This is a genomic window from Pseudomonas sp. B21_DOA (assembly GCA_030544685.1).
GTDB lineage: Bacteria > Pseudomonadota > Gammaproteobacteria > Pseudomonadales > Pseudomonadaceae > Aquipseudomonas > Aquipseudomonas fluorescens_AO.
Genome location: CP086683.1, coordinates 1,120,938 through 1,138,021, shown reverse-complemented (window position 1 = coordinate 1,138,021; position 17,084 = coordinate 1,120,938). Strand labels below are relative to the sequence as shown.

The following is a 17,084-nucleotide window of genomic DNA, read 5'->3' as shown; positions in this document are numbered from 1 at the left end:
GGGCGATTGTTTAGGATGGCTCCCAGAAGGTCAATAGTTTGGCATAAAGTTAATCGCGATAATTTATAGCCATATTATTGACGGAAATCCAGCGTCAATAAGTTATCCATTTATAGAAAGTACGTCCAGACTGAAGTGGCGCCGACGCCCGTCAGGCCCATGGAAGTCAACTGAATGTGACACCCCGGAGAGTCTTCAATGAGCAGTGTTGTTGCCGTCGTCAAAAGCATTGTCGGTCAGGTTTTCGTGGTGTCCCCAGAGGGCGTGCGTCGCGTACTCGTTGAAGGCGATCGCCTGTATGTCGGCGACCAGATCGATACCGGTCTGTCCGGCGCGGTGTCGCTGGAACTGGCCGATGGCCGCATGCTCGATCTGGGCCGCGACACCCAGTGGAGTGCCAGCTCGCCTGACTCCAGCACTGACCTGGCCGAAGCCACGGCGCAGGCTGCGCCTTCTGTAGAAGAACTGCAGCAAGCCATTGCCGCTGGTGTCGACCCGACCACCGCACTTGAATCCACTGCGGCCGGCCCGACCGCCGCAGGTACCGGTGGCGCCGCCGGTGGTGGTCACAGTTTTGTCATGCTCGACGCCACCGCTGGCCGCGTCGATCCGACCATTGGCTTTCCGACGGCGGGCATCAATTCTGCCGGCCAAGTCGCGCAGGACACCACCGGCGGCCTGACCACCGACACCACCACCAACGCGCTGCGTGACTCGACCCTGAGCCTCAGCGCCACGCCGACCATCACCGAAGCCGGCGGCGTGCTGGTGTACACCGCGACCCTGACCCAGGCGCCGCTGACCGACCTGACCATCACCCTGTCGAATGGCGCAGTGATCGTCATCCCGGCCGGCGCCACCACCGGCACCGTCAACGTGCCGCTGGCGCCGAACGACACGGTCTACAACGACCCGACCCAAATCGACGTGACCGTCACCGGCACCAGCGGCGGCAACGGAATTACCGTGACCCCGCCGACCGTCCCGGCGACCACGCAAGTGACTGACACCGTCGACACCACCACTGTTACATTGACGGCTGGCTCAAGCGTGACTGAGGGCGGTCAGATTACCTATACGGCTACGTTGACCAACCCGGCACAAACCCCGGTAACCGTCACCCTGTCGAACGGTTCGACCATTACCATCGGCGCGGGCCAGACTACCGGCACCGTCAACGTGACGACGCCGGCCAATGACGTCTATAACAATGGCAGCACTGTCAGCACCACCATCACTGGCGCTACCGGTGGCAATTTCGAAAACCTGGTGCCAAACACCACGCCAGCCGTTACCACGATCACTGATTCGGTCGACAACACCGGCCTGACGTTGACCGCGACCAACAACATTGTTGAAGGCGGTCAGATCACCTACACCGCAACCCTGACCAACCCGGCACAAACCCCGGTAACCGTCACCCTGTCGAACGGCTCAACCATCACCATTGCGGCTGGCGAAACCGTCGGCACCGTGAACGTGCCGACGGCGGCCAACGACGTTTACAACAACGGCAGCACCGTCAGCACCACGATCACTGGCGCTACCGGTGGCAACTTTGAAAACCTGGTGCCAAACACCACGCCAGCCGTTACCACCATCACAGATTCGGTCGACAACACCGGCCTGACCCTGACTGCGACCAACAACATCGTTGAAGGCGGTCAGATCACCTACACCGCGACCTTGACCAACCCGGCGCAAACCCCGGTAACCGTCACCCTGTCGAACGGCTCGACCATCACCATTGCGGCCGGCGAGACCGTTGGCACCGTCAACGTGCCGACTGCGGCCAATGACGTCTACAACAATGGCAGCACCGTCAGCACAACGATCACTGGCGCTACCGGTGGTAATTTCGAAAACCTGGTGCCGAACGCGACGCCAGCGGTCACCACGATTACCGATTCGGTCGACAACACCGGCCTGACCCTGACCGCGACCAACAACATCGTTGAAGGCGGTCAGATCACCTACACCGCGACACTGACCAACCCGGCACAAACACCGGTAACCGTCACTCTGTCGAACGGTTCGACCATCACCATCGCGGCTGGCGAAACAGTCGGCACCGTCAACGTGCCGACTGCGGCCAATGACGTTTACAACAACGGCAGCACCGTCAGCACCACGATCACTGGCGCTACCGGTGGCAATTTCGAAAATCTGGTGCCAAGCAACACGCCTGCGGTCACCACCATCACCGATTCGGTCGATGACACTGGCCTGACCCTGACCGCGACCAACAACATTGTTGAAGGCGGTCAGATCACTTACACCGCAACGCTGACTAATCCAGCGCAGACGCCAGTTACCGTCACCCTGTCGAACGGTTCGACCATCACCATTGCTGCGGGCGAGACCGTTGGCACCGTGAACGTGCCGACTGCGGCCAATGACGTTTACAACAATGGCAGCACCGTCAGCACGACGATCACCGGGGCTACCGGTGGCAATTTCGAAAACCTGGTGCCGAACACCACGCCAGCCGTTACCACGATAACTGATTCGGTTGATAACACCGGTCTGACCCTGACTGCGACGAATAACATTGTTGAAGGCGGCCAGATCACTTACACCGCGACGTTGACCAACCCGGCACAAACCCCGGTAACCGTCACGCTGTCCAACGGCTCGACCATCACCATCGCGGCTGGCGAAACCGTCGGCAGCGTCAACGTGCCGACTGCGGCCAACGACGTTTACAACAATGGCAGCACCGTCAGCACCACGATCACCGGGGCTACCGGCGGCAACTTCGAAAACCTGGTGCCGAACACCACGCCAGCAGTCACTACGATCACCGACTCGGTCGACAACACCGGCCTGACGCTGACCGCGACCAACAATATTGTTGAAGGTGGTCAGATCACCTATACCGCGACACTGACCAATCCAGCGCAGACGCCGGTGACCGTCATCCTGTCGAACGGCTCGACCATCACCATTGCGGCTGGCGAAACCGTTGGCACCGTCAACGTGCCGACTGCGGCCAATGATGTGTACAGCAACGGCAGCACCGTCAGCACGACCATCACTGGCGCTACCGGCGGCAACTTTGAAAACCTGGTGCCAAACACCACACCTGCCGTGACCACCATCACCGACTCGGTTGATGACACTGGCCTGAGCCTCAGCGCCACCGGCTCTGTGGCCGAGGGTGGCCAGATCACCTACACCGCCACGCTGACGAATCCGGCCGGCACCCCGGTAACCGTGACCCTGAGCAACGGCTCGGTGATCACCATTGATGCCGGCAAAACCACCGGCACCGTTACCGTTCCAGCGCCGGCCGATGACGTCTACAAGGACGCCGGCCAGGTCGAAGTCAGCATCAAGGACGCCACCGGCGGCAACTTCGAAAATCTGGTGCCGAACACTACGCCAGCAGTGACCGAAATCACTGACACCGTCGATACCTCGACGGTGAAGCTGAGCGCAGACACCTCGGTTGCCGAAGGCGGCACCGTGACTTACACCGCCACCGTCGGCGCGCCAGTCACAGGCTCGCCTGTGGTCGTGACGTTGGCCAATGGTCAGAACATCACCATCGGCGTCGGCCAGACCACCGGCTCCGTCACTTACACCGCGCCGAACGATGCCTTGACCGGCAACGCTCCGCTGACCAACTCGATCACTGGCGTAAGCGGTGGCAACTACGAAGATCTGGTGGCGGACAAAACTCCAGTGTCGACCTCCGTCACCGACGTTGCCGACACCACCAATCTGTCGCTGAGCGCGACCGCTTCCGTGGCTGAAGGCGGCCAGATTACTTACACCGCGACTTTGACCAATGCTGCTGGCTCGCCAGTGACCGTAACCTTGTCAAACGGCGCCGTCATCACCATCAAGGCAGGCGAAACCAGCGGTAATGTGACCTTCCCGGCTCCGTCCGACGACGTCTACAAAGACGCCGGTTCCGTGCAGGCCACAATCACCAGTGCCACCGGCGGCAACTTCGAGAACCTCGTCCCGAGCACCACCCCAGCGGTCACTCAAGTCACCGACACCATCGATACTTCGACGGTCAAACTGACCGCCGATACCTCGGTCGCTGAAGGCGGCACCGTCACCTACACCGCCACTGTCGGCGCACCCGTCACCGGCACGCCGGTTGTCGTGACCCTGGCCAACGGCCAGAACATCACCATCGCCGTCGGCCAGACCACCGGCAGCGTTACCGCCCCGGTATCGAATGACGTGCAGATCGGTCACGCACCGCTGACCAACTCGATCACCAACGTCAGCGGCGGCAACTACGAAAATCTGGTCGCCGACAAGACTCCGGTCAGCACCACCGTGACCGACACCGTCGACACCACCAGCGTTGCGCTGACTGCGACCGGCAATGTCAACGAAGGCGGGCAGATCACCTACACCGCGACGCTGAGCAATCCGGCCGGTACGCCTGTGACCGTGAATCTGAGCAACGGCTCGGTCATCACCATTGAAGCCGGCAAGACCACCGGCACCGTGACCGTTCCGGCGCCGGCCGATGACGTCTACAAAGACGCCGGCAAAGTCGAAGTGACGATCAAGGACGCCACCGGTGGCAACTTCGAAAGCCTGGTACCCAACCCGACGCCGGCGGTGACCAATGTTGCCGACACGGTCAACACCACGCACCTGACCCTCAGCGCGGAAAGCTACGTGCTCGAAGGCTCTTCGATCACTTACACCGCAACGTTGACCAACGCCGCGCAGACGCCGGTGACCGTCAACCTGAGCAATGGCCAGACCATTACCATCGAAGCCGGCAAGACCAGCGGTTCGGTGACGATTGCCGCACCGAGCGATGACGTCTACAAGGACGTCAGCAAGCTCACCGTAACCATGACCGACGCCAGCGGCGGTAACTTCGAAAAACTCGACGTCAGCAAGACCCCGGTCAGCACCACGGTCAACGACACCGTCGACACAACCGCACTGACCCTGACCGCCAGCGATACCGTCAGCGAAGGTGGCCAGATCACCTACACCGCGACCCTGAGCAACCCGGCCGGCACTGCGATGACCGTGACCCTGGCCAACGGCGCGGTGATCAACATCGCGGCCGGTGCTACCAGCGGCTCGGTGAATTTCCCGGCGCCCGCCAACACCCCGTACATCGATGGCAGCAACGTGCGGACGGCGATCGCCAGCCACAGCGGCGGCAATTTCGAGCGCGTCGAGGCCGATCGTTCGGCTGTGGTGACCAAAGTCACCGACGCCGTCGACACCACCAACATCAGCCTGAGCGCCACCGGCAGCGTTGCCGAGGGCGGCTCGATCGTCTACACGGCGACCCTGAGCAATCCGGCCGGCACCGCCATGGGCGTGACCCTGAGCAACGGCGCGGTAATCAACATTGCCAAGGGTGCGAGCACTGGCACTGCGACCTTCGCCGCGCCTGGCGATGACGTGTACAAGGACGCCGGCAAGGTCGATGCGAGCATCACCAAAACCAGCGGCGGTAATTTCGAAAATCTGGTGATCGACAAGACTCCTGCGGTAACTGATGTCACCGACACCGTCGACACCAGCACTGTTTCGCTGACTGCCAGCGCCAGCGCGGTTGAAGGCGGCGTGGTTGTCTACACCGCGTCCGTGACCGCACCGGTCACTGGCTCGCCAGTGCTGGTGACCCTGTCCAACGGCCAGACCATCACCATTCCGGTTGGCGCCAGCAGTGCCAGCGTCAACTTCACCGCGCCGAACGATGCACAGGCCGGCGGCAACACCCTGAGCGTGAAAATCGACGGCGCCAGCGGTGGCAATTACGAAAATCTCGTGGCTGACCAGACCCCGGCGGTGACCTCGGTGACTGACGTCGCCGACACCACCAACCTGTCGCTGTCCGCGACCGGCTCTGTGGCCGAGGGCGGTTCGATTGTCTACACCGCGACCCTGAGCAACCCGGCCGGCACGCCGGTCACCGTGAATCTGAGCAACGGCGCGGTGATCACTATCGAGGCCGGCAAAACCAGCGGCACCGTCACCGTTCCGGCACCTGCCGATGACGTCTACAAAGACGCCGGAAAAGTTGAAGTCACGATCAAGGATGCCACCGGCGGCAGCTTTGAAAACCTGGTGCCGAGCACCACGCCAGCGGTTACTGATGTCACCGACACCGTCGACACCTCGACGGTCAAACTGACCGCCACCGAAACCGCGGCCGAAGGTGGCACCGTCACCTACACCGCCACCGTGGGCGCTCCGGTTACCGGTTCGCCTGTGGTCGTGACTCTGGCCAACGGTCAGAACATCACCATCGAAGTCGGCAAGATCAGCGGCAGCGTGAGCACTACCGCGCCGAACGACGTCCTCGCCGGCCACGCGCCGCTGACCAACTCGATCACCAACGTCAGCGGCGGCAACTTCGAAAACCTTGTTGCCGATCAGACCCCGGTCAGCACCACCGTGACCGACACCGTCGACACCACCAACCTGTCGCTCAGCGCGACCGGCGCGGTGAACGAAGGCGGCCAGATTACCTACACCGCAACCCTGAGCAACGCCGCCGGCACACCGGTCACCGTGACTCTTTCGAACGGTGCGACCATCCTCATCGAGGCCGGCAAAACCAGCGGCAGCGTGACGGTCGATGCTCCGAAAGACGACGTCTACAAAGACGCCGGCAGCGTTGAAGCGACCATCCAGAGCGCAACCGGCGGCAACTTCGAAAACCTCGTCACCAGCAAAGAGCCGGTGGTGACCACGGTCAACGACACCATCGACACTTCCACCGTGTCGCTGAGCGCAACCGCGAACGTTGCCGAAGGCGAAACCGTGGTCTACACCGCCACCGTGGGCGCGCCAGTGACCGGTTCGCCGGTGGTCGTGAGCCTTTCCAACGGCCAGACCATCACCATCGCTGTTGGCGAAACCACCGGCAGCGTCAACTACGTCGCGCCGAACAGCCCGCTGGCGGGCGGCAGCTCGCTGAGCGTAACCATCGACGGCGCCACCGGTGGCAACTACGAAAAACTCGTGGTCGACGGCAAGCCCGCCGACACCGTGGTATCGGACACCACCGACACCACCAACCTGAACCTGAGCGCCAGCGATTCGGTCGCCGAAGGCGGCCAGATCACCTACACCGCAACGCTGACCAACCCGGCCGGCACACCGGTGACTGTGACCCTGTCGAACGGCGCCACGATCACCATCGACGCGGGTAAAACTACCGGCACCGTGACCGTCGACGCACCGAAAGACGACGTCTATAAAGATGCCGGCAAAGTCGAAGTGACCATTGAAGGTGCGACCGGCGGCAACTTCGAGAACCTTGTTCCGAGCGCGGTTCCAGCGGTGACGAATGTCACCGATACCATCGACACTTCGACGGTCAAACTGACCGCCGATACTTCGGTGGCTGAGGGCGGCACTGTCACCTACACCGCCACCGTCGGCGCTCCGGTTACCGGCTCACCAGTTGTCGTTACGCTTGCCAACGGTCAGACCATCACCATCGGCGTCGGCCAGACCACTGGCACTGCAACTGCTGTTGCTGCGAACGATGCGTTGGCCGGTAATGCGCCGATCACCAACTCGATCACTGGCGTGAGCGGCGGCAATTTCGAAAATCTGGTGGCGGACAAAACGCCTGTATCGACCGCAGTTACGGATGTTGCCGACACAACCAACCTGTCCCTGAGCGCCAGCAATTCGGTGGCTGAAGGTGGCCAGATTACGTACACCGCGACATTGACCAACGCCGCAGGCTCGCCAGTGACCGTGACCCTGTCGAACGGTGCTGTCATCACCATCAAGGCTGGCGAAACCAGCGGTAATGTGACCGTTCCGGCCCCGTCCGACGACGTCTACAAAGACGCCGGTTCCGTCCAGGCGACGATCACCAGCGCTACCGGTGGCAACTTCGAGAACCTCGTTCCGAGCACTACGCCAGCGATCACTCAAGTCACCGACACCATTGACACCTCAACGGTGAAGCTGACTGCAGATACCTCAGTTGCCGAGGGCGGCACCGTCACTTACACCGCAACCGTCGGCGCGCCAGTTACCGGTTCGCCGGTCGTCGTGACATTGGCCAACGGCCAGACCATCACCATCGGCGTCGGTCAGACCACTGGCACTGCAACCGCTGTTGCTGCGAACGATGCGCTGACCGGCAACGCGCCGATCACCAATTCGATCACTAACGTAACCGGCGGCAATTTCGAAAATCTGGTGGCGGATAAAACTCCGGTTTCGACTTCTGTCACCGACGTTACCGACACTACAAATCTGTCCTTGAGCGCCACCAATTCGGTGGCTGAAGGTGGCCAGATCACCTACACCGCAACGTTGACCAACGCCGCTGGCTCGCCAGTAACCGTGACCTTGTCGAACGGCGCCGTGATCACCATCAAGGCCGGTGAAACCACTGGCACCGCAACCGTTCCAGCCCCGTCCGATGACGTCTACAAAGATGCCGGCTCCGTGCAGGCGACGATCACCAGCGCTACCGGTGGCAATTTCGAGAACCTGGTACCAAGCACTACGCCAGCGGTTACTCAGGTCACTGACACCATCGACACTTCGACCGTCAAACTGACCGCCGATACCTCGGTGGCCGAAGGCGGTACCGTGACTTACACCGCAACCGTGGGCGCACCGGTTACCGGCTCGCCAGTGGTGGTCACTTTGGCCAACGGCCAGACCATCACCATCGGCGTCGGTCAGACCACTGGCACTGCAACCGCTGTTGCTTCGAACGATGCACTGACCGGCCACGCGCCGATCACCAACGCGATCACCAACGTCAGCGGCGGCAACTTCGAAAATCTGGTTGCGGACAAAACTCCGGTTTCGACCGCAGTTACCGATGTTGCCGACACTACTAACCTGTCGCTGAGTGCGACTGGCTCCGTGGCCGAAGGTGGTCAGATCACTTACACCGCGACACTGACCAACGCCGCTGGCTCACCAGTGACCGTGACCCTGTCGAACGGCGCCGTGATCACCATCAAGGCTGGCGAAACCACCGGCACCGTGAACGTGGCAGCCCCGTCCGACGACGTCTATAAAGATGCCGGTTCCGTGCAGGCGACGATCACCAGCGCCACCGGTGGCAATTTCGAGAACCTGGTACCAAGCACTACGCCAGCGGTTACCCAGGTCACCGACACCATCGATACTTCGACAGTCAAACTGACGGCCGACACTTCGGTAGCCGAAGGCGGCACTGTGACTTACACCGCCACGGTCGGTGCGCCAGTTACCGGTTCGCCTGTCGTCGTGACCCTGGCCAACGGTCAGACCATCACCATCGGCGTCGGTCAGACCACTGGCACTGCAACCGCTGTTGCTTCGAACGATGCACTGACCGGCCACGCGCCGATCACCAACGCGATCATCAACGTCAGCGGCGGCAACTTCGAAAATCTGGTGGCGGACAAAACGCCTGTATCGACCGCAGTTACGGATGTTGCCGACACTACAAATCTGTCCTTGAGCGCCAGCAACTCGGTGGCTGAAGGTGGCCAGATTACGTACACCGCGACATTGACCAACGCCGCTGGCTCACCAGTAACCGTGACCCTGTCGAACGGCGCCGTGATCACCATCAAGGCCGGTGAAACCACTGGCACCGCAACCGTTCCAGCACCGTCCGATGACGTCTACAAAGACGCCGGTTCCGTACAGGCGACGATCACCAGCGCTACCGGTGGCAACTTCGAGAACCTGGTACCAAGCACTACGCCAGCGGTTACTCAGGTCACCGACACCATCGACACCTCGACGGTCAAACTGACCGCCGATACCTCGGTTGCTGAAGGCGGCACTGTGACTTACACCGCCACGGTCGGTGCGCCAGTTACCGGCTCGCCAGTGGTGGTCACTTTGGCCAACGGCCAGACCATCACCATCGGCGTCGGTCAGACCACTGGCACTGCAACCGCTGTTGCTTCGAACGATGCACTGACCGGCCACGCGCCGATCACCAACGCGATCACCAACATAACCGGCGGCAATTTCGAAAATCTGGTGGCGGATAAAACTCCGGTTTCGACTTCTGTCACTGACGTTGCCGACACCACTAACCTGTCGCTGAGTGCGACTGGCTCCGTGGCCGAAGGTGGGCAGATTACTTACACCGCGACACTGACCAACGCCGCTGGTTCGCCAGTGACAGTCACCTTGTCGAACGGCGCCGTGATCACCATCAAGGCCGGTGAAACCACTGGCACCGCCACCGTTCCGGCACCGTCCGATGACGTCTACAAAGATGCCGGCTCGGTGCAGGCAACGATTAAAACCGCGACCGGTGGCAACTTCGAGAACCTCGTTCCGAGCACTACGCCAGCGGTTACCCAGGTCACCGACACCATCGACACCTCGACGGTCAAACTGACCGCCGATACCTCGGTTGCTGAAGGCGGCACTGTGACTTACACCGCCACGGTCGGTGCGCCAGTTACCGGCTCGCCAGTGGTGGTCACTTTGGCCAACGGCCAGACCATCACCATCGGCGTCGGTCAGACCACTGGCACTGCAACCGCTGTTGCCTCGAACGATGCACTGACCGGCCACGCGCCGATCACCAACGCGATCACCAACGTCAGCGGCGGCAACTTCGAAAATCTGGTTGCGGACAAAACTCCGGTTTCGACCGCAGTTACCGATGTTGCCGACACTACTAACCTGTCGCTGAGTGCGACTGGCTCCGTGGCCGAAGGTGGTCAGATCACTTACACCGCGACATTGACCAACGCCGCAGGCTCGCCAGTAACCGTGACCTTGTCGAACGGCGCCGTGATCACAATCAAAGCAGGCGAAACCACCGGCACCGCAACCGTTCCAGCACCGTCGGATGACGTCTATAAAGACGCCGGTTCCGTACAGGCGACGATCACCAGCGCTACCGGTGGCAACTTCGAGAACCTGGTACCAAGCACTACGCCAGCGGTTACTCAGGTCACTGACACCATCGACACCTCGACCGTCAAACTGACCGCCGATACTTCGGTAGCCGAAGGCGGTACCGTGACTTACACCGCAACCGTCGGCGCGCCAGTTACCGGTTCGCCTGTCGTGGTGACTCTGACTAACGGCCAGACCATCATCATCGGCGTCGGTCAGACTACTGGCACGGCAACCGCTGTTGCTGCGAACGATGCGCTGACCGGCAACGCGCCGATCACCAATTCGATCACTAACGTAACCGGCGGCAATTTCGAAAATCTGGTGGCGGATAAAACTCCGGTAGCGACCGCAGTTACTGATGTTGCCGACACTACAAATCTGTCCTTGAGCGCCAGCAACTCGGTGGCTGAAGGTGGCCAGATTACGTACACCGCGACATTGACCAACGCCGCTGGCTCGCCAGTGACAGTCACCTTGTCGAACGGCGCTGTGATCACCATCAAGGCCGGTGAAACCACTGGCACCGCCACCGTTCCGGCACCGTCCGATGACGTCTACAAAGATGCCGGCTCGGTGCAGGCAACGATTAAAACCGCGACCGGTGGCAACTTCGAGAACCTCGTTCCGAGCACTACGCCAGCGGTTACCCAGGTCACCGACACCATCGACACCTCGACGGTCAAACTGACCGCCGATACCTCGGTTGCTGAAGGCGGCACTGTGACTTACACCGCCACGGTCGGTGCGCCAGTTACCGGCTCGCCAGTGGTGGTCACTTTGGCCAACGGCCAGACCATCACCATCGGCGTCGGTCAGACCACTGGCACTGCAACCGCTGTTGCCTCGAACGATGCACTGACCGGCCACGCGCCGATCACCAACGCGATCACCAACGTCAGCGGCGGCAACTTCGAAAATCTGGTTGCGGACAAAACTCCGGTTTCGACCGCAGTTACCGATGTTGCCGACACTACTAACCTGTCGCTGAGTGCGACTGGCTCCGTGGCCGAAGGTGGTCAGATCACTTACACCGCGACATTGACCAACGCCGCAGGCTCGCCAGTAACCGTGACCTTGTCGAACGGCGCCGTGATCACAATCAAAGCAGGCGAAACCACCGGCACCGCAACCGTTCCAGCACCGTCGGATGACGTCTATAAAGACGCCGGTTCCGTACAGGCGACGATCACCAGCGCTACCGGTGGCAACTTCGAGAACCTGGTACCAAGCACTACGCCAGCGGTTACTCAGGTCACTGACACCATCGACACCTCGACCGTCAAACTGACCGCCGATACTTCGGTAGCCGAAGGCGGTACCGTGACTTACACCGCAACCGTCGGCGCGCCAGTTACCGGTTCGCCTGTCGTGGTGACTCTGACTAACGGCCAGACCATCATCATCGGCGTCGGTCAGACTACTGGCACGGCAACCGCTGTTGCTGCGAACGATGCGCTGACCGGCAACGCGCCGATCACCAATTCGATCACTAACGTAACCGGCGGCAATTTCGAAAATCTGGTGGCGGATAAAACTCCGGTAGCGACCGCAGTTACTGATGTTGCCGACACTACAAATCTGTCCTTGAGCGCCAGCAACTCGGTGGCCGAAGGTGGTCAGATCACTTACACCGCGACACTGACCAACGCCGCTGGCTCACCAGTGACCGTGACCCTGTCGAACGGCGCCGTGATCACCATCAAGGCTGGCGAAACCACCGGCACCGTAACCGTTCCGGCACCGTCCGACGACGTCTACAAAGATGCCGGTTCCGTGCAGGCAACCATCAGCAAAGCCACTGGCGGCAACTTCGAAAACCTGGTGACCAGCAGCACGCCTGCCGTGACCAGTGTTACGGACACCATCGACACCACCACCGTAAAACTGAGCGCAACCGCCACAGCGGCAGAAGGCGGCAATGTCGTCTACACCGCAACCGTCGGCGCCCCCGTCACCGGTTCGCCAGTTGTCGTAACGTTGGCCAACGGCCAGAACATCACGATCGCGGTCGGCCAGACCACCGGCACCGTAACGGCCATCGCACCGAACGATGCGCTGACCGGCAACGCTCCGTTGACCAACTCGATCACCAACGTCAGCGGCGGCAACTTCGAAAACCTCGTCGCCGACAAAACGCCGGTCAGCACCACCGTGACCGACACCGTCGACACCACCAGCCTGTCGCTGTCGGCAACAAACTCGGTGGCTGAAGGTGGCCAGATCACTTACACCGCGACCCTGACCAACGCCGCTGGCTCGCCAGTGACCGTAACCTTGTCGAACGGCGCCGTGATCACCATCAAGGCTGGCGAAACCACCGGCACGGTGAACGTTCCAGCGCCAGCTGACGACGTCTACAAAGACGCCGGCACCGTGCAGGCGACCATCAGCAGCGCCACCGGAGGCAGCTTCGAAAAACTGGTACCGAGCACCACGCCAGCGGTGACCAGCGTCACCGACACCGTCGACACCACCACCGTCAGCATCACCGGCAGCAGTTCGGTGACCGAAGGCCAGACCGCCAGCTATACCGTCAGCCTCAATCACCCGGCGCAGACCGAAGTGACCCTGAAAATCGTCTACAGCGGCACCGCCGCCGACGGTTCGGACTTCACTGGCGTGTACACCGTGAAGATCCCGGCGGGCGCCAGCAGCGCGCAGTTCAACGTCGCCACCCTCGATGACAAGATCACCGAAGGCACCGAGAACTTCGTGGTCAAGATCGATTCGGCTACCGGCGGCAACTTCGAGAACCTCGCGGTCAGCAGCACCAATGGCAGCGTCAGCACCTCGATCATCGATAACGATGCCCCTCCGGTACTCGATCTGGATGCCAACAACTCCAGCGGTGCGACCGGTGCCGATTACAAAGTGACGTTCACCGAGAACACCCCGGGCGCCGGCGTGTCGATCGCTGACACCGACATCAGCATCACCGACCCGGACAGCACCATGCTGACCGGTGCCACCGTGGTGCTGACCAACCGTCAGGACGGCGATGCGCTGAATCTGGGCAACAGCGTCAATGGCATCACCATCAATGCCAACAGCACCAACGGCACGGTGACCCTGACCCTCTCGGGTAACGCGACCCTGGCCGACTACATGCAGGCCATCAAGAACATCAGCTTCACCAACAGCAGCGAAAACCCGAGCACCGTGCCACGCATCATCACCGTGACGGTGACCGATGGCGGCAACTACTCGAACACCGCGACGACCACGGTCAACGTGGTGGCGGTCAACGATGCACCGGTCGCCGCGCCGAGCAATGTCACCGGCACCGAAGACACGCCGCTGGTACTCGGCTGGTCGACCTTTGGCGTCAGCGATGTCGACAGTCCGGCGAGCAGCCTCGGAATCAAGATCACGCAGCTGCCGGGCGAGGGCAAACTGCAGTATCTGGACGGTTCGACCTGGAAGGATGTGGCCAACAACCAGACCTTCAGCAAGGCCGACATCGACGCCGGCAAGCTGCGTTTCCTGCCGGATGCCAACGAGTCGGGCACCAACGGTTACGGCGGCACCGGTCTGGGCAACAATCAGGCGGATTACGCACAGATCAAGTTCCAGCCTACCGACGGCCAGGCGCTGGGCAGCACCGGCACAGTGAAGATCGACATCACGCCAGTGGCGGATGCGCCGACCGTAGCCGTGGCTGACAACAGTGTGAAATCCACCGGCCTGATCAAGGAAGTCTGGACCGGTCTGTCGGGCCTGGGCACCGACGGCAGCGGCGCGAACTCGACCACTCTGAAAAGTGTGATCGATGCGGCCGGCAAGCCGAACTCCAGCGGTAACATCACCAATGTGCAGTCCGATGGCAGCGTCGCCGCCGGCACGGCTTCGAAGACCTCTGGCCTGATCTATCTGGAAGCCGGCAAGACCTACAGCTTCAGCGGCGTGGCCGATGACAGCCTGCTGATCACCATCGGCGGCAAGAACGTGGCTTCCGGTACCTGGGGCGCGGGCGGTGCGATCAATGGTTCGTTCACCCCGACCACCAGCGGCTACTACACCCTCGACATCTACCACCACAACCAGAGCGGCCCGGGCAGCTACGACGTCAACCTGTCGGTCAACGGCGGCACGCCGATCGATCTGAGCAACGCCGGCGTGCCGATCTACACCGGTGTGCAGGACCTGATCAACTCGGGCGTGACCGTCTCCGATCTGCACGGCACTAATGGCGAAGGCTATTACGACGGCTACAAGCTCAACACCGGCGCCGAAGGCACCACGGTGAAACTGTCGGCGATCAGCACCGCGCTGACCGACACCGACGGCTCGGAAACCCTGAGCGTGAAGATCAGCGGCGCGCCGGTCGGCTCGGTGCTCAGCGATGGCGCGGGTCACACCTTCACCGTCACCGCGAGCAATGGCGAAGCCAACGTCACCGGCTGGAACCTCGGTTCCCTGGCCGTGACCCCACCGGCCTACTACAACGGCCAGTTCAACCTGACCGTGACCTCGACGTCCACCGAACAGGTCGGCGGCTCGGCGAGCAGCAGCGCGACCATTCCGGTCACGGTAGTGCCTGCGGTGTACAACGCGGTCACCGCCACCTCGGGTGACGACAACGTCACCGGCACCGACGCCAATGACATCATCGTCGCTGACATCGGCGGCCTGACCGTGGTCCCGGGCACCAATTACAACATCGCATTCATGGTCGACAGCTCGGGCAGCATGAGCGCCTCGTCGCTTAACGCTGCGAAAGACTCGCTGACCTCGGTGTTCAACAGCCTCAAGCAAAGTCTGGGCGGCAGCAATTCGGGCACGGTGAATATCTTCCTGGTGGACTTCGATACCCAGGTCAACAAGTCGGTGTCGGTGAATCTCAACGACCCGAATGCGCTGGCGCAACTCAAAGCCGTGCTGGATTCGATGGGCTCCGGTGGCGGCACTAACTACGAGGACGTGTTCAAGACCACGGCCAACTGGTTCCAGAGTGCCGACGCGGTGGCCAACAGCGGCGCGAAAAACCTGACGTACTTCATCACTGATGGCCAGCCGACCTATTACCAGACCGGCGAGCAAACCAATCCGACGCTGTATGGCAATGTGAAGCTCGACGACGTGGTGAAAACCAGCAACTACAAGCCGGGCGACACCTTCAGCACGTACATCGACAACACTCACGCATTGACGATCAACAGTGCCGGCACCGTGACTTTGCAGACCTACAGTTCGTGGTGGGGCTGGAGCAGCAGCAATCTGGGCACCATTCACGCTCAGGGTGACGGCACTTACGAGCTGTCGAACCTGGCCGGTACCGGTAACAGCACCAACTCGTCGACCACCAGCAACTCGACCAGCGGCTTTGCCTTGTTGAGCGGATTGTCGAACGTCGAAGCCATTGGCCTGAACAACGACGTCAGCCTCAACGACCTCAAGCCGTACGACTCGGACAAAACGCCGCAAACCAACATCGATCCGAAGGACCTGGCCAACTCGATCATCGGCCATACCGAAGCGACGATGCCAGGTAACGACACCGTCAACGGCGGCGAAGGCAACGACATCCTGTTCGGCGATCTGGTCAGCTTCAACGGCATTGCCGGCGAGGGTTACCAGGCGATGCAGGCGTTCGTCGCCAAGGAAACCGGCGTCGATGTCAGCAAAGTCAGCACCAGCAACGTGCACCAGTACATCACCGAGCACTATCAGGCGTTCGATGTGTCCGGTGCGCACGATGGCAACGACACGCTGCTCGGTGGCGCAGGCAATGACATCCTGTTCGGCTCGGGTGGCACCGACCTGCTCGACGGCGGCAAAGGCAATGACATCCTGCTCGGCGGCACTGGCAACGACACGCTGATTGGCGGTCAGGGCAACGACATCCTGATTGGCGGTTCCGGTGGCGACACCTTCGTCTGGAAATCGGGCGACACCGGTAACGACGTGATCAAGGATTTCAAAGCCAGCGAAGGCGACCGCATCGACCTGCGCGACCTGTTGCAGGGCGAAACCGGCAGCACGATCGACAACTTCCTGAAGATCACCACGGTCGATGGCACGTCGTCGCTGCAAGTCAGCTCGGCGGGCAAATTCAACTCGGGCGATGCCGCTGCGGCCACGCCGGACGTGACGATCAAACTGGAAGGCAACAACTGGGCGAGCGCCAACCTGCACAACCTGATTGCCGGCAGCGATCCGACCATCAAGGTCGACCACAACAACAGCTGAGGCTGAAACCAAAACGGCCGCCTCCTGTGAGGCGGCCGTCGCGTTTG

The 17,084-nt window shown here is 61.4% G+C and carries 1 protein-coding gene; it reads left to right on the top strand.

Features of this window, described 5'->3' with window-relative positions:
* Positions 1 to 198 precede the first annotated feature (198 nt).
* Complete coding sequence (locus LJU32_05345) at positions 199 to 17,037, top strand: LapA family giant adhesin (protein WKV89774.1); 16,839 nt, start codon at positions 199 to 201, stop codon at positions 17,035 to 17,037.
* Positions 17,038 to 17,084 lie beyond the last annotated feature (47 nt).

Excerpts from the sequence above, each read along its gene's own strand:
- LJU32_05345 (WKV89774.1), top strand. The coding sequence starts at position 199 with ATGAGCAGTGTTGTTGCCGTCGTCAAAAGCATTGTCGGTCAGGTTTTC.